This is a genomic window from Roseovarius faecimaris (genome assembly GCF_009762325.1).
In the GTDB taxonomy this organism is placed as follows: Bacteria; Pseudomonadota; Alphaproteobacteria; order Rhodobacterales; family Rhodobacteraceae; genus Roseovarius; species Roseovarius faecimaris.
On sequence record NZ_CP034348.1, the window covers coordinates 798,170 to 824,621 of the forward strand.

At 60.8% G+C, this 26,452-nt stretch carries 26 protein-coding genes; 4 read left to right on the top strand and 22 right to left on the bottom strand.

The window, feature by feature from the left end; translation table 11 throughout:
- Positions 1–27 precede the first annotated feature (27 nt).
- Complete coding sequence (locus tag EI983_RS04260) at positions 28–453, bottom strand: PaaI family thioesterase (RefSeq protein WP_157706162.1); 426 nt, start codon at positions 451–453, stop codon at positions 28–30.
- 124 nt (positions 454–577) lie between these two features.
- On the opposite strand from EI983_RS04260, the gene EI983_RS04265 reads away from it, so the two are divergent.
- Complete coding sequence (locus tag EI983_RS04265; protein WP_157706163.1) at positions 578–1,396, top strand: LytTR family DNA-binding domain-containing protein; 819 nt, start codon at positions 578–580, stop codon at positions 1,394–1,396.
- Here EI983_RS04265 and pdeM read toward each other — a convergent pair.
- Positions 1,393–2,055 (bottom strand): ligase-associated DNA damage response endonuclease PdeM, encoded by a 663-nt coding sequence (pdeM, locus tag EI983_RS04270; protein WP_157706164.1) that lies wholly within the window; start codon positions 2,053–2,055, stop codon positions 1,393–1,395. The two genes, EI983_RS04265 and pdeM, sit on opposite strands and share 4 nt — an antisense overlap.
- Positions 2,056–2,096: 41 nt before the next feature.
- Positions 2,097–4,505 carry a ligase-associated DNA damage response DEXH box helicase gene (locus tag EI983_RS04275; protein WP_157706165.1) on the bottom strand — a complete coding sequence of 803 codons (2,409 nt, stop codon included), beginning with the start codon at positions 4,503–4,505 and terminating at the stop codon, positions 2,097–2,099.
- Positions 4,506–4,666: 161 nt separating this feature from the next.
- Here EI983_RS04275 and EI983_RS04280 point away from each other — a divergent pair, with 161 nt between their 5' ends.
- Entirely contained in the window at positions 4,667–4,957 is a 291-nt protein-coding gene (locus EI983_RS04280; protein ID WP_157706166.1) for a hypothetical protein, read from the top strand.
- A 40-nt stretch (positions 4,958–4,997) separates the two neighbouring features.
- Here EI983_RS04280 and EI983_RS04285 read toward each other — a convergent pair whose 3' ends face one another.
- The 13 genes from EI983_RS04285 to EI983_RS04345 form a co-directional block, all read right to left on the bottom strand.
- Positions 4,998–6,308, bottom strand: a complete 1,311-nt coding sequence (locus EI983_RS04285) for an ATPase (protein WP_157706167.1) — start codon at positions 6,306–6,308, stop codon at positions 4,998–5,000.
- A gap of 129 nt (positions 6,309–6,437) precedes the next feature.
- Complete coding sequence (locus EI983_RS04290) at positions 6,438–6,938, bottom strand: prepilin peptidase (RefSeq protein WP_157706168.1); 501 nt, start codon at positions 6,936–6,938, stop codon at positions 6,438–6,440.
- A 4-nt stretch (positions 6,939–6,942) separates the two neighbouring features.
- A complete protein-coding gene (locus tag EI983_RS04295; RefSeq protein ID WP_157706169.1) occupies positions 6,943–7,800 on the bottom strand; it encodes a tetratricopeptide repeat protein in 858 nt (285 codons plus the stop codon).
- Positions 7,801–7,832: 32 nt separating this feature from the next.
- Positions 7,833–8,381: a tetratricopeptide repeat protein gene (locus EI983_RS04300; RefSeq protein WP_157706170.1), complete on the bottom strand. Its 549-nt coding sequence runs from the start codon at positions 8,379–8,381 to the stop codon at positions 7,833–7,835.
- Between the two features lie 14 nt (positions 8,382–8,395).
- On the bottom strand, positions 8,396–9,358 hold the full coding sequence (locus tag EI983_RS04305) for a type II secretion system F family protein (protein ID WP_157706171.1): 963 nt from the start codon (positions 9,356–9,358) through the stop codon (positions 8,396–8,398).
- Positions 9,359–9,370: 12 nt separating this feature from the next.
- Positions 9,371–10,339 carry a type II secretion system F family protein gene (locus tag EI983_RS04310; RefSeq protein ID WP_157706172.1) on the bottom strand — a complete coding sequence of 323 codons (969 nt, stop codon included), beginning with the start codon at positions 10,337–10,339 and terminating at the stop codon, positions 9,371–9,373.
- Between the two features lie 5 nt (positions 10,340–10,344).
- The gene (locus EI983_RS04315) at positions 10,345–11,784 is read right to left on the bottom strand and encodes a TadA family conjugal transfer-associated ATPase (protein ID WP_157706173.1); all 1,440 of its coding nucleotides are present in this window, start codon (positions 11,782–11,784) and stop codon (positions 10,345–10,347) included.
- A 14-nt stretch (positions 11,785–11,798) separates the two neighbouring features.
- Entirely contained in the window at positions 11,799–13,031 is a 1,233-nt protein-coding gene (locus tag EI983_RS04320; protein ID WP_343038628.1) for a CpaE/TadZ family protein, read from the bottom strand.
- A 317-nt stretch (positions 13,032–13,348) separates the two neighbouring features.
- On the bottom strand, positions 13,349–14,011 hold the full coding sequence (locus EI983_RS04325; RefSeq protein ID WP_157706175.1) for an OmpA family protein: 663 nt from the start codon (positions 14,009–14,011) through the stop codon (positions 13,349–13,351).
- A gap of 16 nt (positions 14,012–14,027) precedes the next feature.
- Complete coding sequence (locus EI983_RS04330; protein ID WP_157706176.1) at positions 14,028–15,446, bottom strand: type II and III secretion system protein family protein; 1,419 nt, start codon at positions 15,444–15,446, stop codon at positions 14,028–14,030.
- Between the two features lie 199 nt (positions 15,447–15,645).
- A complete protein-coding gene (cpaB, locus tag EI983_RS04335; RefSeq protein ID WP_157706177.1) occupies positions 15,646–16,512 on the bottom strand; it encodes a Flp pilus assembly protein CpaB in 867 nt (288 codons plus the stop codon).
- Positions 16,513–16,662: 150 nt separating this feature from the next.
- The gene (locus EI983_RS04340; RefSeq protein ID WP_157706178.1) at positions 16,663–16,851 is read right to left on the bottom strand and encodes a hypothetical protein; all 189 of its coding nucleotides are present in this window, start codon (positions 16,849–16,851) and stop codon (positions 16,663–16,665) included.
- A 154-nt stretch (positions 16,852–17,005) separates the two neighbouring features.
- Entirely contained in the window at positions 17,006–17,221 is a 216-nt protein-coding gene (locus tag EI983_RS04345; RefSeq protein ID WP_157706179.1) for a Flp family type IVb pilin, read from the bottom strand.
- Positions 17,222–17,681: 460 nt separating this feature from the next.
- On the opposite strand from EI983_RS04345, the gene EI983_RS04350 reads away from it, so the two are divergent.
- Positions 17,682–18,398, top strand: a complete 717-nt coding sequence (locus EI983_RS04350) for a lytic transglycosylase domain-containing protein (protein WP_343038629.1) — start codon at positions 17,682–17,684, stop codon at positions 18,396–18,398.
- A gap of 54 nt (positions 18,399–18,452) precedes the next feature.
- Here the strand turns inward: EI983_RS04350 and EI983_RS04355 are convergent, their stop codons facing one another.
- The 4 genes from EI983_RS04355 to topA all read right to left on the bottom strand — a co-directional run bounded on the left by EI983_RS04355 (position 18,453) and on the right by topA (position 23,064).
- Positions 18,453–19,079, bottom strand: coding sequence for a 3-oxoacid CoA-transferase subunit B (locus EI983_RS04355; protein WP_157706180.1), 627 nt, complete (start codon positions 19,077–19,079; stop codon positions 18,453–18,455).
- 2 nt (positions 19,080–19,081) lie between these two features.
- The gene (locus EI983_RS04360) at positions 19,082–19,777 is read right to left on the bottom strand and encodes a CoA transferase subunit A (RefSeq protein WP_157706181.1); all 696 of its coding nucleotides are present in this window, start codon (positions 19,775–19,777) and stop codon (positions 19,082–19,084) included.
- A 101-nt stretch (positions 19,778–19,878) separates the two neighbouring features.
- The gene (locus EI983_RS04365) at positions 19,879–20,439 is read right to left on the bottom strand and encodes a L,D-transpeptidase (RefSeq protein WP_157706182.1); all 561 of its coding nucleotides are present in this window, start codon (positions 20,437–20,439) and stop codon (positions 19,879–19,881) included.
- Positions 20,440–20,526: 87 nt separating this feature from the next.
- Positions 20,527–23,064, bottom strand: coding sequence for a type I DNA topoisomerase (gene topA, locus EI983_RS04370; RefSeq protein WP_157706183.1), 2,538 nt, complete (start codon positions 23,062–23,064; stop codon positions 20,527–20,529).
- A 142-nt stretch (positions 23,065–23,206) separates the two neighbouring features.
- Between topA and EI983_RS04375 the strand changes: the two genes are divergently transcribed.
- A complete protein-coding gene (locus EI983_RS04375; protein WP_246162277.1) occupies positions 23,207–23,638 on the top strand; it encodes a hypothetical protein in 432 nt (143 codons plus the stop codon).
- Positions 23,639–23,645: 7 nt separating this feature from the next.
- On the opposite strand, the gene dprA is transcribed toward EI983_RS04375, so the two are convergent.
- Both dprA and tldD read right to left on the bottom strand, forming a co-directional pair.
- Positions 23,646–24,818 carry a DNA-processing protein DprA gene (gene dprA, locus EI983_RS04380; protein WP_157706185.1) on the bottom strand — a complete coding sequence of 391 codons (1,173 nt, stop codon included), beginning with the start codon at positions 24,816–24,818 and terminating at the stop codon, positions 23,646–23,648.
- A gap of 193 nt (positions 24,819–25,011) precedes the next feature.
- Positions 25,012–26,433 (bottom strand): metalloprotease TldD, encoded by a 1,422-nt coding sequence (gene tldD / locus EI983_RS04385; protein ID WP_157706186.1) that lies wholly within the window; start codon positions 26,431–26,433, stop codon positions 25,012–25,014.
- Positions 26,434–26,452 lie beyond the last annotated feature (19 nt).

The following is a 26,452-nucleotide window of genomic DNA, read 5'->3' on the forward strand; positions in this document are numbered from 1 at the left end:
AGACAGGGCGCGCCATGACGGCGCGCCCTATGTCTTTGGGGCCATGGGCATCATCGTGCCTGTCATCAGTGCGACATGCGTTTCCTGCCCGTCATCCACGGCATAGATATCCGCCTGCACCACCACCAACCGCCGACCCGGTTTGATCACCCTGCCGCGTGCCACAAGCTGTGTGCCCTTGCCGGGGGCAAGCAGGTTGATCTTCATCTCGGTTGTCAGAACCTCGTGATCGTCCGGCATCATGCTGAGAGCGGCATATCCCGCCGCACTATCGCCGATGGCAAAGGTCACCCCGGCATGGGCATACCCATGCTGCTGGAGATTGCCCTCGCGGATCGGTGCCGAGATCGTTATTTCACCGCAGTTGACCGTTTCAAGACGAGCGCCCAAACTCTCCATTAAGGATTGTGCGGCAAAGCTTCTGCGGATCTTGAGTTCAATTTGCGGGGACATATTGTGATCATTTCCCATATTGAGAAAGATTGAAGTATGGATACTGATGTTAAGTCAATCGAAACCCGGGGTGGACCTTTGCTAAGATACGGCACGTACTGCGCAAATTACAATCGGATCAGGTATGCCTGATCGTTCGGCAGGGGCTTTTCAGGATATTCTGATCAGCACCTATCGGCGTGCTTTTTCGCCGTTCACATTCTTTATACTGGGCAGTTCCTGGCTTGTCGCGGTACTGGCCGGCCCGTTTGGCACATATGAGCATCTCAGCCTGTTTTCGCGGACAATCTACTGGGGCGCCATCGCCTTCTTCGGTGTGGCGCTGGGCTTGAGTGTGCGCGCGGTGTTGTTCTGGTGGCTCGGCTCCGAGAACAGCTATCGTTTTTCGCTGATGGCGGCCTGCGCCTTGACCGTCATTCTTGCGCCCATGGTGATCGCCTGGCGTATGCTGATGGCGCAATCCGCACCTGGATTGTGGGTGTCGCCGCCGCTGATCACCTTCAATACTTTTGTCGTCGCTGCGGCGATCTTCACGTTCCGAAAGTTCCTGATGCCGCCGGACGAACCCGCCGACGAGGTACCAGAGGAAAACGTGAGCGATGAGACGAGCGAGGTGCGCCTGCTCCGGCGTCTTCCGGATGACATCAAGGCAGACATACTGAGCTTGTCCGCCAGCAATCACCATGTCGATGTCACCACCGATCGCGGTCGTGCCCTGGTACGCGTGCGGATGAGCGATGCGATTGATGAGATGGGAGGCGTTGAGGGATTTTGCGTGCATCGGTCGCACTGGGTGGCACGGGATGCAATCCGCGAAGTCAGGCGGGTCAATGCGCAGAAAATCGTTGTGGTGCTGCGCAATGGCGATGAATTGCCGGTAAGCCGCAAATACCGCTGCAACCTGGAAAAGGCCGGTCTGTTCCTGAAGTCGAAAGCCGCTTAGCGCGGCATCGGGACGGCAACGGGTTTGGGCCCGGTGAGAATGGCCAGCGCATCAGGATCCATCAACGCGCACAACGCCGCATCATGGCTTCGAAGACCGCCCGTATAGGTGCCATATGCCGGCAGGATCAGCCGCGCGCGATCCACCAGAAAGGCGGGTCTGGAAACCGATGCCCCGCGCAGAGCAAGCCGCGCCTTTGGATGGTAATGGCCGGACACTTCGGCCCGGGCTTCGGGTCTGGCGATGTGGCGAAAGCAAAGCGGGCCGATACGCTCTTCCTGCCGATGCGACCCGCCCAGGTCGATCGGGCCCGGATCGTGATTGCCCTCGATCCAGAGCCAGCGCCGACCGGCCTGCAATCGTGAAATCCAGAGTTTTTCGTCTTCGGGCAGGGTCGCGGCGGCACCGCTGTCATCAAAGCTGTCGCCAAGACATATGACATGGCGCGCGCCGGTATGGCGCAGGTCGTCCTCGAGCCGCAGCAGCGTATCGCGCGTTTCATACGGCGGAAGCGGTGCCTCTCCCATCCGCGCCCGACGCTCCGATTTCCCGAGATGCAGGTCAGAGACGCACAAAAGCCGCTGTTCGGGCCAATGCAGCGCGCCTGATCCGAGGGCGACCAGTGCTTCGCCGAAGAAAGAAAAACCATAACCGTTCATGGTCTGTTCTATGCGCGTCTCCTGCGGGTTTTGCAAGGGGGTCAGGGTGGCAGGCCCGCCTCCTGCATGAGCCGCGACGCCTCCTCTGCCAGAAGCCGCTCGTGTCCTTCGCCCTGAACCGGGGTTTTGCCCACCTCCAGCAGCAGCGGGGCGGCGAAGGGCGAGATATGGGGCAGGCGCAGAAGGTCAATCCGGCCGGATATCCGCGACAGCATCTCTTCGATCCTGCCAAAGTCGATCAGCCCTCGCATTGCCTCCTCGCGCGTGATCCGTAACAGGAGGTGATCGGGGTCGTATTTCACCAGCGTGTCGTAGATGATGTCAGAGGACATGTTCGCCTGCCTCCCAGACTTTCGCGCTTGGGGCGTATTGCGCTGGATCAGCCCGGCAATCGTGGCCGAGCTTCGAAAAGTCCGTTTCATCAAAGCGTTACCTGCCAGCCATTGGTCCAGCCCGGCGCGCAGCTTGTCAGGCTCAAAAAGCGGGCCCGCATCGGTCAGCCGGTCCAGCCCCCAGATCAGCGTGGCATAATCGGTGGCCACGAAGCCGAGCGGTGCCAGCCCCATCTCTTCCATTCTTTTGGTCAGCAGAAGGCCCAGGGTCTGCTGTGCGTTCCGCCCCGCAAACCCATAAACGCAGATATTTTCGCGCCCGTCCTGTTTGAAGCTTTCGATCAGAAGCCGCCCGGCGCGGGGCAGTTGAGACAGCTCTGCCTGCAGCTCCAGCCACTCCTGTGTATGAGAGGGCAGGGCGCTCCAGTCACCGGCTTTCAGCAGGGCGAGAATGCGCTGACTGAGCTGCGTGGACGTGGCGAACTTGGTGCCCATGAACGTGGCGATCTTGGGCTTGCGGCCGGGGTCACGGCTAACCTCCACCACCATCTCGCGCAGGCTCTCGAAGCGCACGATTTGTCCGCCGATGAGAAAGGTGTCGCCGGGGCTGAGCGTTGCGGCAAAGCCTTCCTCGACCTCGCCCAGCGGCTTGCCCCCCCGGTTGCGCTTGAGCCGCACCTTGAGCGTATCCGTGTCCTGGATCGTGCCGATATTCATGCGAATGAGCTGAGCCGCGCGCGGGTCGCGCAATTGCCAGAGCCCGTCGGGGCGCTGCTGAAGCCTCTGCCATTGATCATAGGCGCGCAGGGCATAGCCGCCGGTGGCGCAGAAGGTCAGGCAGGCATCGAATTCAGGACGTGTCAGGCCTGTATAGGCCCCGCTGGAGATGACCTCCGCAAAGAGCGTATCGGCGTCGAATGGCCCCGCGCAGGCCCGGATCAGGATATGCTGGCACAGCACATCGCGCGGTCCCGGCCCGCGCGGGTCGCCGTCAAGATCATGGGCGCGCACGGCTTCAAGCGCGGCATGGCACTCGATCACCTCGAACCGGTTGGCAGGCACCAGCAACGCCTTTGAAGGCGCATTGTAGCGGTGATTGGCCCGCCCGATCCGCTGAACCAGACGTTTGACGTTTTTCGGCGCACCAATCTGAATGACAAGGTCCACATCGCCCCAGTCGATCCCCAGATCGAGGCTTCCGGTGCAGACAATCGCGCGTAGTTCGCCACGCTGCATCGCCGCTTCGACCCGCTCGCGCTGTACCCGGTCAAGGCTGCCGTGATGAATTCCGATAGGTAACCCATCATCATTGGCAAGCCACAGATTATGAAAGAAAATTTCTGCCTGCGCACGCGTGTTGTGAAAGATCAGCGTGGTGGTATGGGCTTTGATCTGATCCATCACAGCCGGGATCGCATAGGCGGCGCCCCCACCGGCCCAGGGGGGTTTTTCTTTGGTTTCCAGCATCGAAATGTCCGGGTCCGGGCCCGGGTCGGCCTGCAGGATCTCACAGGGGTCGGGGTGACATGCAAGAAGCCCGGCGATGGCGCCCGGATCTTCCACCGTGGCCGAAAGGCCCACGCGCCTGAGCCCGGGGCACATGGCCTGAAGGCGGCTGAGCGCGAGGAAAAGCTGATCGCCGCGTTTGCTTTCGGCAAGGGCATGAATCTCATCGACCACCACGCGTTTGAGACCGGCAAACATGCGCGGTGCGTCCTCGTAGGAGGTCAGCAATGCAAGGCTTTCGGGCGTGGTCAGCAGGATATGCGGCGGGTCTGCCCGCTGGCGTTTCTTACGGCTGGCGGGTGTGTCGCCGGTGCGGTCCTCGATCCGGATCGGCAGGCCCATCTCATCGACGGGCGTGCGCAGATTGCGCTTGATATCTGCCGCAAGCGCCTTCAGCGGAGAGATATAGAGCGTGTGAAGGCCCCGGTGGTCGCCCGTCGCCAGGTCAGCCAGCGTCGGCAAGAAACCGGCCAGTGTCTTGCCGCCCCCGGTGGGTGCGATAAGCAGCAGCGCGGGATCTTCGGCGCGCTCCAGCATGGCCTGCTGATGCGAGTGGACGGACCAGCCGCGTGCGGCGAACCATTTGGATATCTGATCGGGAAGGCGTGTCATGCCGGAAATGTAGTGCGCGTGTCCCCGATTTGGCCATTGCCTATCCGCGGCGAGATCCTTGAGCGTGTGAAATTCCCCCAAATTTGACCGGAATTATGGTATGTGTTCCGAGCCAACCCGCAGAGCGGTGGCGAATTTTATTAATAACTGGGGGATAGATTATGTTTGCACGGGTAACACACTACCGGATGAAACCAGGCTCCAAGGACGCGGCCACGGAAAAGATGAACGCGTTGAAAGCAGAGATCCTCGGGATGCCGGGAATGCACAATTTCATCAATGTCATGAACGATGATGGTACCGGCTATGTCATCGCTGTGGTCGAAAGTGAAGAAAGCTCGAATGCCAATGCCGAAAAGGTGGCTGCGCTTTGGAGCAACTTCGCCGAGTTCATGCTGGCCCCGCCGGAGCCGGTTGGGTACGACGTGGTTGCAAACTGGAGCAACGGATAAGGTGTCTGGCAGGCCGGGTAACCGGCCTGCGGTCTGACAATCAGTGAACGATCTCTTCTTCCTTCACGAACATGTTGGCCCAGGCGCGTTCGATCAGTTCGGGGCTCATCTGATAGGGGAGTCCCTCGAATTCACAGATAGAGATCATCTGATCGATCAGGAAGATCGGCTGATAGTTCGCGTAGACATTGTCGATCGTCGGATATTTCGTTTTCAGCAGGTAAACGAGGGCCGCCTCATCCAGCGGCATCTGCCGCTTGCGCGCCACCATGGCAAAGATTTTTAGGAAATCTTCCTGACAGGGGCCGTCGACCTTGATCTTGAAGAAGATCCGGCGCAGGGCCGCTTTGTCGAAAATCTCGTTCGGGTGAAAGTTGGTGGAGAAGATCACCAGCGTGTCGAACGGCACTTCGAACTTCTCGCCTGATTGCAGGGCCAGAATATCCTTGTTTTCCTCCAGCGGAACGATCCAGCGGTTGACCAGCGATTGCGGCGGTTCGGCCTGGCGGCCAAGGTCGTCCACGATGAAGATACCGCCAGTGGACTTGAGTTGCAGCGGGGCCTGGTAGGTCCGCGCGGTGGGGTTGTAGACGAGATCGAGCATCTCGAGCGAAAGTTCCCCGCCGGTGATCACCGTGGGCCGCTCGCAACGCACATAGCGCGTGTCGAAGGTCCGGGTGCGACGCAGGCTGTTGGGGTCGTCCACCTCAACCTCTGCCTTGGAATGCACGATCGGGTCATAGACCGTGATCACCTGGCCGGAATATTCGATGGCGCGCGGAACATAGATCTTGTCGCCCATCGCGTCGCGAATACCATTTGAAATCGAGGATTTCCCGTTCCCCGGAGGTCCATACATCAGGATAGAGCGGCCGGCCGAGACCGCCGGCCCCAGATGGTCAAGCAGGCTGTCGGGCAGCACAAGATGCCCCATCGCATTGGTCAGCTGGTCCCGGGTGATCTGGATGTTGCGGATCGACTGGCGCTTGACCTGTTCGCGGTAGATATCGAGCGGGACCGGCATCGCCCCGAAATATTCTGACTGACTGAGCGCGTCGAGCGCACGGCTCTTGCCTGCATCGGTCAGCTGATAGCCCATCTCGCCACCCGAATTGGCGTTCAGCGTACCTGTTGCTTCGACAAGCTTTTGCACCCGGGCCATATCGACGAGCTCCTGCGTCACCGCGCGGGGCAGACAGATGGCCTGTGCGATTTCACTCACAAGATCGAGGTTCTTGCGGAATATCGTCTTGAGCAGAATATCCCGCATCATCACGATTGGAAGCTTCATCTCTTCCAGTGTGGCCGGGGGCGGTGGGGCCTGAACCCCTTGTGAGACTTGCATATTCATGTCGATCTGCCTGCCTTGTATTCTCAATATCCTGCTGCACCGCGCGCCGGGCGCAGTGCCTCAAAGGGCAATTTGCCCGGCAAAGATGTGCAAAATAAGGAAAGGCTCGGGCAGCTTGGGGGCAGGGGCTCAGGCGCCCCGAAGAAGCCCCATCAGCAGATAGGCGATCAGCGTCCCGCCCAGGGCAAACCCCATCGGGAATTTCTCGTCATTGCTCCAGCTGACCCAATCCGGCGCCATTTGGCGCAGGGCGCTTTTCTTGGCCGCGCGGTGTACGGCCAATGCGCAAAGCGTTATGGCCGCCAGCAGCATCAACACGGCGACCGCATCGCCCGGCGCCACAAAAGGGGCGGCGGCCGCAAGAAACTTGCTGTCGCCCGCGCCCATCATCCCGATGATATTGGCCAGGAAGGCCAGCACCAGAACGATCGCAAGCTGAACCAGCCGCCAGCCAAACGCCCCCGGCTCCAAAACGAAGAGCCCCAGAAGCACAAACACAGCCAAAAGGGCCATGTTTGCGACATTGGGGATCTTCATCCGGCTCAGGTCGCTCCAGATGATCCAGAGGCAAATAGGCGCCACGAAGGGCAGGAACAACGCCGCTTCGGCAAAGCTGAGGTGGAACTGCATGGGCTCAGTTCGAGACGTTGTCTTCCAGTGCCGCCAGTGACCGCGAGGCTTCCTCGAAATGCTGCGGATGGGTCTCAACCGCATCGCGGAACAGCCCCTTGGCAATCGTGGTATCCCCTTGTTTTACCGCAGAAAGTCCGAGCGTATAGAGAAGCTGCGCGCGTTCGGTCTGGGTCGAGGGGATGACGGGCAAAGAGTATTTCTTTTGCGCGCCACGGGCCAGGATGAGGTTGTTCTTGGCGGTAAAGAGCGACTGGTCGTTCTGGATCGCCTCGGTAAAGAGCCGCTCGGCCCCGGCGAAATCGCCACGGCTCAGCTTGGAATAGCCCCAGTTGTTCATCACGCCTGCCGGTCGGGTGGTCAGGCCCACGGCCGTTTCATAGAAACTGTCGGCCTTCTTCCACTCCTTGTTGCTGTCGGCGATCATCGCTTCCAGGCGGTAGCGCTTGAAGGTCTCATAGGTGGGCGGCACCTGGTCGAGCATGGCGTCGGCCCGGTCCCACTCATTGTTGCGAATGAGCGCGTCGGCGAAATCAACCTTGTCTTCTTCGACACTGTCCTTGTGATCGACCACTTTCTGCCAGGCGGCGACGGCCTCGGTCGGGCGGCTCGCCCGGACAAGAGATTTGGCCAGACCGCGCTGAAGGTCGATCCGGTCAGGTTGCTGGCTCGTCGCTTTCTTGAAATAGTTCACAGCTTCGCCCGCATCGGCGGCCACCAGCATCACATCGTTAAGATTGGTCTCATCCACGACGTTGATGTCCTGCAACGCGCGGTCCACCTCTTCGGTGTTGATCTTTTCTTCACAGCCCGAAAGAGCCATCGCCCCAAGGGCACACATGGAAAGAAGGATATAACGCATTGTGTTTGCGTCCTTTTACTGCCTCGCCTCGATTATGGTATCTTGCGTATCAGGTAGTCGCTGCTACCCCGCCGTACCACTTTGAATTCTTGTTCTTCTACCTCATCATAGACCGGATTTTCAATTTTTGCGAGCGCTAAGCGCAAATTATCGCGGATTGAGTCACTTTCGCCATTATCGAGCGCATAGGCCCGGCGAAACATCTGGCTCGCCTCAGCGATTTCGCCCTGTTCCATGAGCACAACGCCCAGATTGTTCCAGGCTTCGGGCGCCCGTTCTTCCTGTTCGATAGCCTTGCGCAACAGGTCTTCTGCCTGTCCCAGACGCCCCAGGGCCAGATAGGCGCTGCCGATCCCGGTCAGAACCTCGCCGGTCATGCCCTGATCAAGGGCCGCGCGCGAAAAACTCTTGATCGCAAGTTCGTATTCGCCCGCATACATCAGCCTGTGGCCCACGAGCATCGGGTCCACGGTCTCGCCCCGCTTGGCCACACCAGGTGCAAACGGACTCTCTTTATCAACGCGCTCGTCGCAGCCCGCAAGAGCCGCGACGAGAAGTAATACTAGCCCTGCCCGAGCCATTATGCCTCTTCCTATCAGAGGGCCATGGCAAACAGATCCATGATACCCAGAACCGATGGGCCGATCAGAATGATCAGCAATGGCGGAACTGTAAGCATCATCGTGGCCAAAGTCATCTTTGTCGGAAGCTTGTTGGCCTTTTCTTCGGCACGCATGACACGTTTGTCACGCATCTCCCCGGCATAGACCCGAAGCGCATCGGCAACGGATGTCCCGAACTGCTGGGACTGGATCAGCACGGTGGTAAAGCTGGCGATATCCTGCACGCCGCACCGCTCGGCCAGTTCGCCCAGAACGCCGGGCTTGTCGCGCCCTGCCTTGATCTGATGCGCCACGATCTCATACTCTTCCGCCAATGCCGGATAGGACGAGGCGAGTTCCTTGGAAACCCGGATAATCGACTGGTCCATGGACTGACCGGCCTCGACGCAGACGAGCATCATGTCGAGGCTGTCGGGGAACCCTTCCTCGATTTCCTGCTGCCGCTGCTGGCGACGCTTGGTGACCCAGTATTTCGGGATCATGTAGCCGACCAGGCCAGGGCCCAGAATGTACATGATCGCCTGGGTCGTGGTGGTGTTTTCGTTCCCGGCCTTGAACAGCAGGAAGTAAAGCACCCCGAGGATCAGCAGGCCGATCGCCCCGGCCATTTGCGCGAAGTGGAAGAAGCGCACCGCGTCGCGATGGCGATAGCCCGCCTGCATCAGCGTCAGCCGGATCTGGCTGAGTTGCTTGGCATCCTGCGGTTCCAGGAAGTTGGCGTATTTGTCCAGCTTCTTGTTTTTCTGCCCTGTGCGCAGCTGCTGTTGCAGGTCCGCATTGCGCATCTGGTTGTGCTGGCTTTCCTTCAGCTTCTCCAGCGGGTCCTTGCGCTGTGTCAGAAGGGCGGCCACCACGAAGGCAACGAGCACGATGCCCAGGCTGCCAACGGCGATGATCGGTCCAAAGGGGCCAAACAGATCTGTCAGAAAGTCCATATCTTCAGCTCCTTACACACGGATATTCACAAGGGCGCGCATCACGACGAGGTTGATCGTCAGGAAGAACCCCACAACAAGGCAGGCCGGGATGAACCACGGGTGTTCCATCGCCTCCGTGTAGTAGTCGGGGTCAAGCAGGTTGATGGCGATCAGCGCGATCAGCGGGAAGGCCGACAGGAACTTGCCCGACCATTTGGCCTCGGCGGTGATCGCCTTGACCCGGCGGAACAGGCGGAACCGTGCGCGGATCACCTTGGCAAGCCCCGCGAGGATTTCGGCCAGGTTACCACCTGATTGCTGTTGGATGGTCACGGCCACCGCAAGAAAGCGCAGATCCTGCATGTCGAGCCGTTGCGCCATGTCCTTCAGGCTTTCGCCCATCTCACGGCCATAGGCGGCCTCGTCGGCGATGATACCCATCTCTGTGGCGAGCGGATCGGCCACCTCATTGGCCACAATCGAGATGGCCGAGGAGAAGGGGTGACCCACGCGCAGACTGCGCACCATCAGCTCGATCGCGTCCGGAAGCTGCTCTTCCAGCAGGGCCATTCGTTTGCCCGCCTTCATGCTCACCCAGGTAAAGACACCGCCCACACCCATGGCCACCGAGACGATCACGCGCACACCAAGACCGGTCGCGGTGCCGACGCTGAGCCCGAGAAAGGCCAGGAAACTCAGGAGGACCATGATCATGATCAGTTGCCTGGGCGAAAACGCGATTGCGGCCTTTTGCGCCTTGTCCGACAGGATCGAATACAGCGGGATTTTCTTGGCCTTCATGTGCTGCTGCATTTCCTTGCGCAGCTGCTCCATGACCTGTTCGCGGTTCGAGTTCTTGTCGAGCATCTCCAGCCGACGGTTGACGCGGCTGTTGAGGCTGATCGACCGGCCAAACACCGTCAGGTAGAGGCCTTCGACGAGGACAAGCACCCCGACGAAGATCAGAATGTAGATAATCGGTTCTGCTGAGATAGTCATGGCGCTTACTCCGCCGCGATGGGTTCGAAGATCTGCGGCGGCAGGTCATACCCCCACAGACGGAACCGTTCTGAAAAGTTCGAGCGCACACCGGTCCCGGTGAAGTGCCCGATGATCTTGTTATCCGGGGTCAGCCCGACGCGCTGGAAGCGGAAGATCTCCTGCATCGAGATCACGTCGCCCTCCATCCCGGTCACTTCGGTGATCGAGGTCATGCGGCGCGAGCCGTCCTGCAAACGCGAGGCCTGGACCATCAGGTGCACAGCCGAGGCGATCTGAGAGCGCACGGCTTTCAGCGGCATCTCGATCCCGGCCATGGCGACCATGTTTTCCAGACGGGAAATGGCGTCGCGCGGGTTGTTGGCGTGGATCGTGGTCATCGAGCCGTCGTGGCCGGTGTTCATGGCCTGCAGCATGTCGATCACTTCCTCGCCGCGCGTTTCCCCCACGATGATCCGGTCAGGGCGCATCCGAAGGGCGTTTTTCAGACAGTCGCGCGGAGAAACCTCGCCCTTGCCTTCCACGTTGGGCGGGCGGCTTTCCATCCGGCCCACATGGGTCTGTTGCAGCTGAAGTTCCGCCGTATCCTCGATGGTCAGGATCCGTTCGGAATTGTCGATGAAGGACGACAGCGCGTTGAGCGTGGTCGTCTTACCCGAGCCGGTCCCGCCCGAGACGATCACGTTCAGCCGGGTGGCCACCGCGGCCTGAAGATATGCGGCCATCTCTTCGGAGAAGGCCCCGAAAGCCACAAGATCGTCGATCCCGAGCTTGTCTTTCTTGAACTTACGAATGGAGACGAGGCTACCATCTACGGCCACAGGCGGGACCATCGCATTGAAACGCGAACCGTCAGCAAGACGGGCGTCCACATAAGGGTTGGATTCGTCCACCCGGCGACCCACCGCGCTCACGATCTTGTCGATGATCCGCAGCAGGTGCCTTTCATCCTTGAAGGTGACGTCACTGAGTTCCAGTTTCCCGGCGCGTTCCACGAAAATCTGATGCGGTCCGTTGACGAGAATATCGTTCACCGTCTCGTCCTGGAGCAGGGTTTCGAGCGGTCCCAGACCCCTGACCTCATCATAGAGTTCCTGAGTCAGGGTCGTCCGGTCCTCGCGATTGAGCACGATATTGCGCTCGATCAGCACCTCTTCGGAGATTGACGCGATCTCGGCGCGCAGATCAGCCTCGGTCGCGGTTTCCAGCGCGCCGAGGTTCAGGTGATCCAGAAGCGACCGGTGCAGCTCGATCTTGATCTCGCTCAGCCGCTCCTTGCGCTTGCGTTCCTTGTCCTGCGGCACGCTTTCGGCCGGCTTGACCGGCACAGGCTTTCGCAGCGACACCGCCGGGGCCGCCTCGACTGGGGCGGTTTTCGGTCCGTCAGCTTTGGGGGACGCGGCCTTGTTCGCAGCACCGCTATCTTTCTTGTAACGTGAGAACATCTCTGATCCTCTCCTTAAGCGGCTTCAGCTTCGTCTTTGCCAAGGTCATGCAAAGAACGAGCCAGTTTCATGATTTCCTTGCGCAACGGGTTCTTCGCGGCCGATTCCGACAGGGGCAGGCCATGGTCATTGCATTGCGGGATCGGCTTGCCGCCATCGGGGAACTGCATCTCGATGCTGATATCGAGGCTTTCCGACATGCGTTTGACGCGGCTTTTGCCATTGAGATCGGTAAATTTCGGTGCGCGGTTGAGGCAGAAACGGATCTTCTCAAACGGCAGATCCTCAGCTTGCAGAGCACGCTTCAGACGCAGCGTGTTCTGGGCCGAACGCATATCCAGCTCCAGCGTCGCAAAATACACCTGGGCCTCATGCAGCACGGTTTCGGACCACTGAACCAGCGTTGAGGGCATATCGATCACCACGTAATCGAAATGCTGACGCGCCAGCGCGATCACCTTCGCCACATCCTCGGGAGAGACGAAATCAAGCGGCAGCATGTCAAGCGGCGCCGTCAGCACCTGCATCTTGTCGTTGAAGGAGGTCAGCGCCTGGCGGAAGATATCGTGGTCAAGCGCATCGGTGTCCGACCACATCTCATAGACCACGTCGCGGCGCGGCAAGTCGAGATAGGTTGCGACCGAACCGAATTGCAGATCGAAATCCAGCAGGCACACTTTCGGGTTCTCGGCTTTTTTCTCAACCGTGGCCAGTTCATAGGCAAGGTTCGTCGCCAGGGTGGTCGCCCCGGTGCCGCCCGCCAGACCATGCACGGCAAGCAGAACTCCGTCGCCAGTTGTACCACTCACGCCGTGACCCGTGGGGGCGGCCATGACCTGCATCACTGGTTCGGGCTGTTTGTTGAGGCGCTCGATCGCGGCTTGCAGCTCGTTCTCAGGAAGCGGGTAGGGGACGAATTCGTCGGCCCCCTGGCGAAGAAGCTGATGCAGCACAGCCGGGCTGACATCTTCTGCGATCAGGATGACCTTGATTTTCTTCGACTTTGCCAGGGTGATCAGATCGCCCAGCATAACGATTTCTTCTTCGTCGGAGCTGTCGATGGCGATGGCGACAAACTCAAGCCCGTCGCTGTCGGATTGATTGAAGAAAGCCATGGCTTCGCTGAAGCCGAGATCGCCCCAGGCTTCGCCAAGGGCGGTTTCCATATCTTCGATCAGAAGATCGAAGTTCTGCACATCGCGGCTGATCGTGCAGGCCGTGATCGGGCTGGCTTCTGGCTGATTCATCGCACTACTCGACATCGTTACTCGATCCCATCTGTTTTGCCTTTGACGTTCTGCTCAAAGTCTTTGTTTTCTGTGCTTTGCCCTTGTTTTCTCATCGAGAATTCATTGGGCGCACTTTTGCTTCGAAAGGACTTTCCCAAAGAATCGGGGCAACATTTGGGCCAAAAGATCGTAATTGTGCGGTATTGATAAACATTTGGCGCGGCACTCGGCGGCCTCGAAGCCCCCCGAAACGATGGGTTGAAAACAAAAGAAACCCGCCTCGTGAGGCGGGTTTAGGTGGCCCGGCTCTCGCCGGACAGGGAGATCCCTGAGCCCTATTCGGAGGACATCACAATCGTTTCGTTTTCCTTGACCGTGGCCAGATCGCTGGGCGGCTTGGCGCTCAAGATCGTCTCGCGATAGACGACCTGGGCATATTTGCCATCCATGATCACCGGATGCGACTGCACGAAACCGGTCACTTCGGTCACCGTGCGCCGATTGCGGCGCTCGCGCCCTTCCGTCACGATCAGCGGCTGGGTTTCACCGAAGGAAACCACTGCCTCCAGCCGGGAGCGGCTGATGCCCTGGCTGACGAGATAGTTCACCACGGTATTGGCCCGTTGCTGGCCGAGACGCTTGTTATAGGCGTTCGAGCCCACCTTGTCGGTGTGGCCATAGACCTTGAACCGCACTTCGGGGAACTGCTTGATCCACCGGGCTTGTTCACTCAGCGTATCACGCGCGCCGACATCAAGCTGCGAGGATCCGAAGGCGAAGTTGACCGTGGTCTGAACTTCCGAGGCGAAGCGGTTGCCGAGACTGTGCACGTAGCCCGCCTCACCGGTCATCACCAGATGGTTGTTCATATTGGCGTTGCCGAAATCGCCGCTATCCACGAGGCTGCCTGTTTCGCTGTAGGAGCGGAACACTTCACCCGGTGTGCTGGAACATGCAGCAAGGGCGACAAGGCCGACTGATGCGAGAAGATGTTTCATGTGCCTCTGCCTCCCATCAATCCATTACGTAACCATAAGAGCCGGTGAAGTCCTGTTTGGCAACTTCGCCTGCAGCACCTTTGACCTCGCGTGCGCTTTTGGCCACACGTCCATGCAGGAAGAGGTCTGCCTCAGAGGGCAGTTTCACCCGATCCGTCGGCAGGGCCAGAGCCTCGCCACGGGTGGGCGTGACCAGGTGGGCCGACACGATGATCACAAGCTCGGTCTGCGACCGCTGGTACTCCGCGGAGCGGAACAGCGCCCCGAGAATGGGCACATCGCCAAGCCAGGGCACCTGGCCGTTATTGTCGCGGAAGTCATCCTGCAGCAGCCCCGCAACCGCGAAGCTCTCGCCATCGCGCAGCACCACGGTGGTGGAGGCGTCGCGGCGCCGGAAACCGGCAATCGACAAACCGCCCTGATCGAACGAGTTGGTCGAATCGATCGAAGAAACCGCCGCGGAGAGTTCCAGGTTGATGATCTCATCATCCATAACCCGTGGCACGAAGTTCAGCTCAACACCGAAGGGTTTGTAATCGATGGTGATCGTGTCGTCTTCCTGGTTAACCGGAATGGGGTATTCGCCGCCCGCCAGAAACTTGGCTTCCTGCCCCGACAGAGCGGTCAGGTTCGGCTCGGCAAGGGTCCGGACGACGCCTTTGGCCTCCATGGCTTCCAGCAACATACCGACCTGAAGCGAGCCGACATTGAAGCCCAGCCCGATCGCGCCTTCGGTGCCTGCCTGCGTAATCACATTCCCCGAATTCAAGCCGTTTCCGGGGTCAAGCCAGGTGCCTGTTTCGCTTGTAACGCTTAGATCGCCGCTCAGCCAGTTGCCGCCAAAAGCGATCGAGGAACTCAACGATTTCGCGACCGAGCGGTTCATCTCGGCAAAACGGACCTTCAGCATCACCTGTTGCTTCCCGGTCACGGACATCAGGTTCGATACCCGCTCGGGCGCGTAGCGCTGCGCCAGATCGAGGGCGCGCTGCATCTTCGGTGTGCTGGAAACGGTCCCGGACAGAACGATGCCGTCATTGGCTGAACGCACTTCGATCCGTTCGCCCGGCAGAATCTGCCGCAGCCGCTCTTTGAATTCCGAAATATCCGGGCTCACGGCCACGTTGACATTGGTGATCAGACGCCCGTTGGCATCCAGCAATGTCAGGGTGGTGATCCCGGGCGATTTGCCGAGCACATAGATCGTACGATCAGAAAGTGTCGAGAAATCAGCAATTTGTGGGTTCGCGATGCTCAGCTCCGCGAAAGGGGTGTCGCTTTCGACGACAACTGCCCGGTTCATGGGGACGCTCAGATCGCGCCCGGTGCCTTTGCGTACAACCTGTACGTTTTCAGCCAATGCTTCGGTGGCAATTGGCCCCGCAGCAACAACCAGCCCCAAAAGGGCGGCCTTAAAAAGTCCGACGATTTTCATGTGACCTGCCTTTCCGATCACGCCTCAAGGATGGGTCTTTTTGCCCGTTATGGGGTTTACCTTGCGCCAATTTTGAAAACTTTTCAAGAATCAAAGGGCTTTCGACAAAAATCGTGGCTTTTGCAAAACAGCTTAGGCGGCGCGGCATGGAAAAAGGCGCCCGCATTGGGGCGCCCTTCAACTTCTTTCCGGGGTCAGATCAGTTGGTGCAGGGGATTTCGCTGACCACGACCTCGCCACCCCGATTGGTGCGCACGGTGCAGATGCGTTCTTCCTTCTGGATCGCAACCTCGGCCTGAGCAAGTCCCAGGAGGCGATGCTGGTCCACTTCGATGATCTCGGCCACGGTGTCATCCATAACCCCGACAAGCGAGAGCGAAAGACGACCGGTCGCCTGAGCCTGCGCCAGTGCCGCGACCTGCTGCGGCTTGACTGCCACGGTGACGGTCCGCGCGAGGGTCGCCCCCGAGACATCGCCGCTTGCCTGTTGGTCCACGGCAATGAGCCGCACGCCGGTTTCGATCAGCTTGGTTACGTTGCCAACGGAATTGGCCTCGGTGCGCAGGTCGGCGCCGCCAACCTTGCCGGTCCAGTACACATCGACACTGTCGCCCGGCCGCAGGAAGCCCGACACGCCGCTTGACACGTCAACCTTGATCGCGAACGCACGCTCGCCGCGTTGCAGCTGCGACGTCAGACCGGCCTCTTCGCCGGGCCCGGTGACCTTGACCTCCAGGATCGGCTCGAATTTCTCCATCGCGCGGAGAGCCTTGCGCGGCTCGTCTTCGCCTTCGGGAAACAGCTCCTCTTCGGTCATGAAGGGGCCTTCGGGCAGGTATCTTTGGGGGAAGCTGATCAGCTTCACGTCTTTCTTCAGGATCGGCTCGCCGTATTTCAGCGGACGCGAGGCGACATAGATGTCGGCCAACTGGATGGCGGGCGCGCGTTGCGACCGTTCTTTAGCCAGCTGTGCCTGATAACCTTGGATATAGCTCTTGGCCATATAGACGGCGAATCCGGCGAGGCCGAGGCCGAGTACCAAGACAAGTCCAAATACCAAACGCATGGCGTGTCCTTTCGGGTTTCTGCTCTTGCCACGTGCATTGAGCGCACGGGGTCACTTTTTCATCTGGCACGCGATTGTGGCGAAATCGCGGTCGCTCGGGGGAGGTTTCGCGACGCCGCACCTTACCGGCAGGCGTCGAGACATGTCAGCTCAATAGATCGCGCCGACTTTCTGCGCGGTCACGCCATCCTCGATATGGGCGGCCGCCGAGACGACGCCATCATTCACAAGCGCAGCGCTCGCACCGGCCAGGCCCACAACGGCGGCGGTCAGAAGCACCCAGTCGACGGTGATGGCCCCCACATCGGAAGCCACGAATTTACGGATAAGTTTTAGCATTGGGAACGTCCTTTCTGGTACTTATTCACTGATTATCAGTCACGCCCAGGCAGAATGTTCCCAGGTGCAAGGCGTCACCGTCTGCTCACTCATAAAAAAGGCCGCGCCCCAAGGCAGGGAGCGCGGCCAATTGTAGTTCAGGTACTCCGAGACCTTACGGAGTGGTGCTGCCGGTGCCGCCCACGCCCTGGCCAACCCAGGTGTCGCTGTCCACAGCGGTACCGATTTTGCCGGCCAGGCCAACAACGCCCGACTGGACGCTCGAGATGCCTGCAACGCCCAGGCCAACGATGGCTGCGGTCAGCACAACCCAGTCAACCGTAACGGCGCCGTCTTCTTCTTTCAGAAACTTGTTGATGAAGTTCGTCATTGTTTGGTCCCTCCAAAGGATCAGATTCTCAGGTTCACAACCGGTCCGGCGTGTGGCGGGCGCTCTCTCTCTGGCCCATTGCCGTTTCGGTATGAGCAGATATAGCCAGCGAAATCTGGCGCGATTGGGGCGCGTTTCGTGCCATTTTTGGAGCTTGTTAACTTTCGGGTGTTTGCACACTTAAGTCTTTGAAATACTTGGAAATTAAAAATCTAAAAAAACGTTCTGGCTCTGTTAACACGCGGATCGTGGCGCAAATTGATCACAAACGCGGTTTCCTTGCTGGCAACAATGCTGGTTTTGCACCCTCATTTTTGCGATACTTGGGAAAAAACCCATAAGAGGCAGAGCAAATCATATGATGCGACTCGACCGGATTCTGTGTCTCGGCCTGATTTTGGCTCTTGGCACCCCGGTTATGGCAGGCGATCCGCCCCCATTCCCGGATTTTACCTTCAAAATGGCCAAACCGCCGAAAAAGGGCGCGGCCAAGAGGATCATGGTTCAGATCGAGCCGCAGGTTCATCAGCCGAAGCCAAAACCGACCGAGACGGTCAGCCCCACCCCGTCCGCGCCCGTTCCGGCAACCTATGCGTGGTTCTGGTCCGATGTGCCGTCCGAGATCGGAGTCAACGGTGCGGACCGAATGCGCAAGGCGCTTGCCGGGCTCAACAAGGCGCCGGGCGGCGGGAGTATCCCCGGCCCACGGCTTCAGGACCTGCAGGGCATCGCCTCGGCACAAGGCAGCACGATCCTGCGTGAGACGATCGGCACGGATGTGTCGCCCGCGCTGGTGCTGGCGGTGATCGCCGTGGAATCCAGCGGGCGCGATACCGCAGAAAGCCACAAGGGGGCGCAGGGCCTGATGCAGCTTATGCCCGACACCGCCAAGCGCTTTGGGGTGGAGGACAGCCTGGAACCCGCACAGAATATCAAGGGCGGCGTGGCCTATCTCAACTGGCTGATGCGCGAGTTTGACGGCGATGCGGTTCTGGCGCTGGCCGGCTATAACGCGGGCGAGAACGCGGTGAAGAAGCATCAGGGCGTGCCGCCCTATGCCGAAACGCGCGACTATATCCCCAAGGTGCTGGCCGCTTTTGAGGTGGCGCGGGGGCTGTGCAAGACCCGGCCCGAGCTTGTCACCGATGCCTGCGCTTTGAACCTTGCGATGAACTGACGAAAAAAGCCCCGGACGCGATGCCGGGGCTTTGCTGTTTGATGCCGGTGCCGATCAGACGATCGTCGCCTCGGTCGCGGCAATGATGTCTTCGCGGCTCACGCCTGGTGCGCATTCCTGAATGTGCAGGCCCTTATGCGTCACATCCAGCACACCGAGGTTGGTGATGATCCGGTCCACAACGCCCGCGCCGGTCAGGGGCAGGGTGCATTTCTTCAGCAGCTTGCTTTCGCCATGCTTGTTGGTGTGGTCCATCACAACGACCACACGGCCCACGCCCGCCACAAGGTCCATCGCGCCGCCCATGCCCTTCACCAGCTTGCCGGGGATCATCCAGTTGGCCAGATCACCGTTTTCGGCCACTTCCATGGCGCCGAGGATGGCCATGGCGATCTTGCCGCCGCGGATCATGCCAAAAGAGGTGGCGCTGTCGAAATAGGAGGTCTCGGGCAGTTCGGTGATCGTCTGCTTGCCGGCATTGATCAGGTCCGGGTCCTCGTTGCCCGCCACCGGGAAGGGGCCCATGCCCAGCATCCCGTTTTCCGATTGCAGCGTGACGCTGACCCCTTCGGGGATGAAGTTGGGCACCAGCGTCGGGATGCCGATCCCGAGATTCACATAGGTGCCGTCTTCCAGTTCCTGTGCCGCGCGCGCGGCCATCTGATTGCGATCCCAGCCCATGATCATGCCTCCCGCACTGTGCGTTGTTCGATGCGTTTCTCGTGCTCGCCCTGCACAAGGCGGTGCACATAGACACCCGGAAGGTGGATGTTGTCGGGGTCGAGGCTGCCCACGGGCACGATCTCTTCCACTTCCATCACGCAGACCTTGCCGCACATGGCGGCGGGCGGATTGAAGTTGCGCGCGGTCTTGCGGAAGATCGCGTTGCCCGTTTCATCCGCTTTCCAGGCCTTCACGATGCTGAGGTCGGCGAAGATGCCGCGCTCAAGGATATAGGTCTGTCCGTCGAACTCCTTGTGCTCCTTGCCCTCGGCGACCTGGGTGCCGACACCGGTCTTGGTGTAGAAGCCCGGAATGCCCGCACCACCGGCGCGCATCCGCTCAGCCAGGGTGCCTTGCGGGTTGAACTCGATCTCCAGCTCGCCAGAGAGATACTGGCGCATGAATTCGGCGTTCTCGCCCACATAGGAGCTCATCATCTTCCTGACCTGCTTGGTCTGGAGCAGGATACCGATGCCGAAATCGTCCACGCCTGCGTTGTTCGAGGCGAAGGTGAGGTCTTTTACACCGCTGTCCTTAATGGCCTTGAGCAGCAGCTCGGGGATGCCGCAAAGGCCAAATCCGCCCGAGGCGATCAGCATATTGTCCTGTAACAGCCCGTCCAGTGCGGCCGCCGCACTTTCATATATCTTGCTCATGGAAGCCCTCTTTGCCGATTGGTCGTCTGCTTAGTGGCCGTTGACAGGGGGGAAGTCAACATGCCGCAAGTGCAGCATAAGCCTACGGCAAAGGCCCGCGATCAGAGGATGCGCACCTGGCAGCCCACGGGTGTAATCGCAAAGAGTTCTTCGATCATGTGGTTATAGAGCCCGATACAGCCCGCCGAGCTGCGTCGCCCGATCTTGCGGGTGTCATGCGTGCCGTGGATCAGATAGGCGGGCCAGTCGAGATACATCGCATGGGTGCCCAGCGGATTGCCCGGGCCAGGCGGCATGAAGTCGGGCAGGGACGGGTCGCGTTCGCGCATGGAAGGGGTGGGCGTCCAGCTTGGGCCGATTTTCTTGCGCACGACCTGCGTATAGCCACGCTTGGTCAATTCATCGCTCAGCGGGACGGAGGTGGGATAGATCCGGTAATCAGAGCCATCCGCATTCCAGTAATGCAGCGCGCGGGAATAGGTGTCTGCGACAATCGCGCCTTTGCCGAGACTTTCGAAATGATCCTCCCAGCGCTGGCTGCTGAAGCTCGATACGTTGCGCCGCACTTCTTTTTGTTCTTTTGCGCTGATCAGAGTGGGCGTGGCGAGGCTTATTGCCGTGCCCAGCACAAAGCTCCGCCGTGTTGTATGTGCCTTGCTCATGACATGTCCTTTCCTGTTTATTGCGCGAATAGGTCGCGTATCAAACCGCCGGATACCAATCAAATCGTCGTGAGCGGGGCGGTGTGCTTACTTCGCAGCTGCCTTCGTCTTGGGGGCGGCCTTTTTGCGGCCTTTACCCTTCTTGGCGGCTTTCTCAGCGATCAGGGCCACGGCCATGTCCATAGTCACGTCACCCGGCTCGACGCCTTTCGGAAGCGTGGCGTTGACCTTGGCCCATTTCACATAAGGACCGTACCGCCCGTCCATGACATTGACCGGCCCGCCCTCGTCGGGATGCTCTCCCAATTCCTTGAGGGGCTTGGCCGCGGCCGAGCGTCCGCGCCCCGGATTGGCGCGTTTTTCGGCCAGAAGCTCCACCGCGCGGTTCATGCCGATGTCGAACACGTCGCCCGGATCCTTGAGATTGGCATAGACCGGCTTTGCCTCATCCGGCAGCTGGTGCATGATGTACGGCCCGTACCGGCCAAAGTTCGCGCTGATCATCCCGCCCTCGGGATGGTCACCGATCTCGCGCGGCAGGCTGAGGAGCGTCAGCGCCTTTTCCAGCGTCATATCATCCGCCTGCCAGCCTTTGGGCAGTGAGGCGCGCTGTGGCTTGGGATTGTCTTCGGTCCGCTCACCCCGCTGCACATAAGGGCCGAACCGGCCCGAGCGCAGTGAAATCTCTTCTCCCTGGTTTTCGCCAAGCACCCGGTCGCCGCCCTCTGCGGCCTCCCCGCCGATGGGGCGGGTATAGCGGCATTCAGGATAATTGCCGCAGCCGACAAACCCTCCGGTGCGGGAGGTTTTCAGATGCAGCTTGCCGTTGCCACACAGCGGGCAGATGCGGGGATCGCTGCCATCCTCGCGCGGCGGATAGAGCGTTGGCGCCAGCGCCTCGTCCAGCACATCCAGAACCTCAGTGATGCGCAGCTCGGATGTTTCGGCGATAGCGGCCGAGAAATCGCGCCAGAACTGGCTGAGCACCTTTTTATAATCTGCGTCCCCCGCGCTGATCTGGTCGAGCTCTTCCTCAAGGTTGGCCGTGAACTCATAACCCACATATTTGCGGAAGAAATTCAGCAGGAAGATCGTGACGATCCGTCCCTTGTCCTCGGGGATGAGGCGGTTCTTGTCCTTGCGGACATATTCGCGGTCCTGGATCGTGGTCACGATGCTGGCATAGGTCGAGGGGCGCCCGATTCCCAGCTCTTCCATCTTCTTGACCAGCGTCGCCTCGGTATAGCGTGGCGGCGGCTGGGTGAAATGCTGTTCCGGGGTGACGCTGGCCTTCTTGGCTGTCTCACCCTCCATGATCTGCGGCAACCGGCGGTCATCGTCATCCAGCACTGCGTCGTCGCGGCCTTCCTCATAGACCTTGAGGAACCCGTCGAAGAGGACAACCTGACCCGTGGCGCGCAGGCCCACCTGACCATCCGCACTTTCGATATCGACGGTGGTGCGCTCCAGCCGGGCCGCTTCCATCTGGCAGGCCAGCGTGCGCTTCCAGATCAGGTCATAGAGCTTGCGCTGATCGGCATCCGAAATCTTCAGGCTGGCCGCGTCACGGGTCATGTCCGTCGGGCGGATGCACTCATGCGCCTCCTGGGCGTTCTTGGCCTTGTTCTTGTACATGCGCGGCGACTTGGGGACATATTCATCGCCGTACCGATCCTTGATCGCGTCACGCGCGGCATGCACGGCCTCGGGGGCCATGTCGATCCCGTCGGTCCGCATATAGGTGATATGCCCCGCCTCGTAGAGCCGTTGCGCCGCCGACATCGTCTGCCGTGCACCCATTCCGAACTTGCGCGACGCTTCCTGTTGCAATGTCGAGGTCATGAAGGGTGCCGATGGGTTGCGGCTTGCGGGTTTGGCCTCAACCCGTGCAATTTTCAGGTCGCGCGAGGTGACGGCCTGCACGGCCAGCTCGGCCTGGGTTTCGTTCTCGATATCGTATTTGTCGAGCTTCTTGCCCGCCAATACAGTCAGCCTCGCTTCATATTCCTGCCCGCGTGGCGTGCTGAGCAGCGCCTTCACGGACCAGTATTCGCGCGGGTTGAACGCCTCGATCTCCATCTCCCGCTCAACGATCAGGCGCAGGCAGACAGATTGCACCCGCCCCGCCGACTTGGCGCCGGGCAGTTTGCGCCAGAGCACCGGAGAGAGGTTGAAGCCGACAAGATAATCGAGCGCGCGCCGCGCCAGATAGGCCTCGACCAGCGGCGCATCCACTTCGCGCGGGTTCTGCATGGCCTGGGTGACGGCATCCTTGGTGATCGCGTTGAATACCACGCGGCTGACCGGCGTGTCCTTCTTGATCGCCTTGCGTTTGCGCAGGGTCTCTTCCAGGTGCCAACTGATCGCCTCGCCTTCGCGGTCGGGGTCGGTGGCGAGGATCAGCGCGTTGTCGTCCTTCAGCGCATCGGCGATGGCCTTGACGTGCTTGCGGCTGTCGTACCCCACCTCCCATTTCATCTCGAAATCATGCTCGGTGTCGACCGAGCCATCCTTGGGCGGCAGGTCGCGGACATGGCCATAGGAGGCGAGAACCGTGTAATCGGACCCCAGATATTTATTGATTGTCTTGGCCTTGGCCGGGGATTCGACGACAACGACGGGCATGAAAACTCCTTGCGACTCGGGGCGAGACTTATGGCGGCGGACCATGACGGCTGGCAGGCGACATTGTCAATGAGGCGCTCTGACCAGCTTGCCATGCGGGGTTAAATGGCGGCAGATTGACGGTAAGACAAGGGGGAGCATGATGCGCAGAGTGTTGATGATGGCCGCACTGGGGCTGGCGACGGCTGCCGGAGCCTGGGAAGAACCGGCGCGCGGCACGGCCGATCGCAAGGCATTGATGGACGCGCTGCGGCCCCATGCCGAATGGATGCTGGGCGCCCCGGTGGAGTTTGTGGTCTACGAGCTGCGGCGGGCGGGCGATGTGGCCTTTGCCAGCGTCGATGCGCAGCGGCCGGGTGGCGCGCAGATCGATATCTCGCAAACACCGGGCGGGCTGCGCGGTGAGCTGGACGAAGAGTATATGGACGGCTCGACCCTGCAGGCGCTCTATCGCAAGGTCGGCCAGACATGGGTCGCCGTACATTGGGAGATCGGGGCGACCGACGCGTGGTATTCCGATCCGGCGCTTTGCGCGGAGTACCGCAGCGTCCTGCTCGAAATCTGCCCAGACTGAGCGCCTGTCAGGAGGCGCGTTTGGCGGTGGCGAGACTGAGCAGGCCGCCCGTATCGCGCTTGATCCGGCCATCGAGCTCCAGATCCACGAGCACGGGAGAGACCGCATGCGCGGGCTGGCCCAGGTCGCGGATCAATTGATCCTCCGCCAGCGGAGAGGGCCCGAGGCGATCAAGGATCTGGTTGTGCAGCCTGGCGGTTTCCGCGAGGCTTCGGCGGTCTGGCGGCGGTGTTGGTATCGTGTTCTGGGGCTGGGGCTGGGGCTGGGGCTGGGGCCGCGGGGCGTCCTGCACCGGCAGCGCCTCGATCACATCGGCGGCGTTGCGCACCAGCCGCGCCCCGTCCCGGATCAGCATATTGCAGCCCGAGGCGCGCCCGTCCATCGGGTGCCCCGGCACGGCAAGCACTTCACGGCCCTGGTCGAGCGCATTGCGCGCGGTGATGAGGGAGCCTGATTTCGCCGCGGCCTCGACAACCACGACCGCGCCCGAGAGACCGCTGATGATCCGGTTGCGCCGGGGGAAATGCCGCGCCTGCGGGCTGAGCCCCATCGGCTGCTCGGAAAGCCGCAGGCCGTGCGCCTCGATCTCTCTGGCCAGATGGGCATTCTCCGACGGGTAAAGCACATCGACCCCGCCACCCATCACCGCGACCGTGCCGCTGTGAAGCGTGGCCAGATGCGCCGCGGTGTCCACGCCACGCGCAAGACCGGAGACGATGACAAAGCCCGCCTCGGCCAGTTCCGCGCTGAGCTGTCTGGCCATGCGCGTGCCCAGCGAAGAGGCGTAGCGCGCACCGACGAGGGCGACCATCGGGCGCCGCAGAACGGCGTTGTCGCCAATCATCCACAGAAGGGGCGGCGGGTCGGGTATGGTTCTGAGTGCGTCGGGATAATCCGCATCGGTGATCAGGAGAAGCCGGGCCCCCACGGCGTGCGCGGCTGCCATTTCTTCGGCGGCACGCGCCTCTGAGCAGGGCTGATAGCTGTCGACACCCGCCGCGCGGGCGATCGCCGGCAATTCGGCCAGCGCGGCCTGGGCGGTGTTATGCTCGGCCATCAGCCGGAAAAATGTCGAAACGCCGACCCGGCGCGAGCGCAAGAGACGAAGCCACGACAGCCGGTCATCTTCCGTGGTGGGTGGGAGTGGGGGGTGAGTGGAAGGATGTGTATCCACGGTCATCGTGACTCCGCCTGCTTGCCCTAACAGGCATACGAGCGCTTGGTTAATAGCCGGTAAACCGATCCCGGAAAAACGCCGGAAAACTGTCGGCGACTTAAAAATATATCCTCAGCTCAGCTTTTTCGTGAGATCCCTGTCACGTGCGGCCCCTGCGGGAGCGGCGTCCCGGGCCGCGACGGTGCGCGACTCTGCCTTACGCGGCAGAGCCGCCCACGGTCAGCCCGCCGATCATCACCGTCGGCTGCCCCACGCCTACTGGCACCCACTGGCCCTGCTTGCCGCAATTGCCCATGCCGGGATCGAGCGCCATGTCATTGCCGAGCGCGCGGATCTGCCGGAGCGCGGTGGCACCGTCGCCGATCAGGGTGGCCCCGGTCACCGGGGCGCCCACCTTGCCGTTCTTGACCCTGTAGGCCTCGGTGCAGGAAAAGACGAACTTGCCGTTGGTGATATCCACCTGCCCACCGCCAAATCCCACCGCATAGATCCCGTCCTTGAGCTCCGCGACGATATCGGCGGGGTCCGCCTCTCCGCCCAGCATGTATGTATTGGTCATGCGCGGCATCGGCGCGTGGGCATAGCTTTCTCGTCTCCCGTTACCGGTCGCCTCGACCCCCATCAGGCGCGCGTTCTGGCGGTCTTGCATAAAGCCCACCAGGATGCCGTCTTCGATCAGCGTGTTGCGCTGTGAAGGCGTGCCTTCGTCGTCAAAGCTGATCGAGCCACGCCGGTCGGGGATCGTGCCATCATCCAGCACCGTCACGCCGGGCGCCGCGATGCGTTCGCCCATCAGCCCGGCAAAGGCCGAGCTGCCCTTGCGGTTGAAATCGCCTTCCAGCCCATGGCCGATGGCTTCGTGCAGCAGGATACCAGGCCAGCCGGGGCCGAGCACCACATCCATCACCCCCGCGGGTGCCGGTTCTGCCCGCAGATTGACCAGCGCGACGCGCAGCGCCTCATCGGCCTTGGTCTTCCAGGAGGCCGGATCGACCAGGCCATCGAGACCGACACGCCCCCCGCCGCCTGCGTTTCCACTCTCACGGCGGCCGTCCTTTTCAACAATCACCGAGACATTCAGGCGCGCCATGGGCCGAGTATCGCTCAGCTCCGTACCGTCGGGGCGCAGGATCACCACCTCCTGATGCGAGGCCGCAATGGTGGCGCTGACCTGAACAACACGGGGATCGCGTGCGCGCAGATACGCGTCGATCTCGCGCAGGCAGTCGAGCTTGGCCGCAAAACCGAGCCCCGAAATCGGATCGGCGTCGGTGTAAAGGCGTCTGTTGGTATGTGCCGGGCCGTCGGCCAGCGTGCCGCCGCCATCGCCAACGGCGAGCCGGGCCGTCTCGACAGCGCGGGAGAGCGCGGCATCGGAAAGGTTGGTGGAATGGGCATAGCCCGTGACCTCGCCTTTCACGGCGCGCAGGCCAAAGCCCTCGGCGGCGTCATAACTCGCCGATTTTACCCGCCCGTCGTCAAGAACCAGCGCCTCGGAGGCGCGCCGTTCCAGAAAAAGTTCGCCATCATCCGCCCCCCGCGTCGCCTCCTGCAGCTCGCGCAGGGCATGGTCGCGATCCAGGGCGGTCTCGAAGGGTCGAAAGGGCGTGGCACTCATGAGGGCAATCCGCATCTGC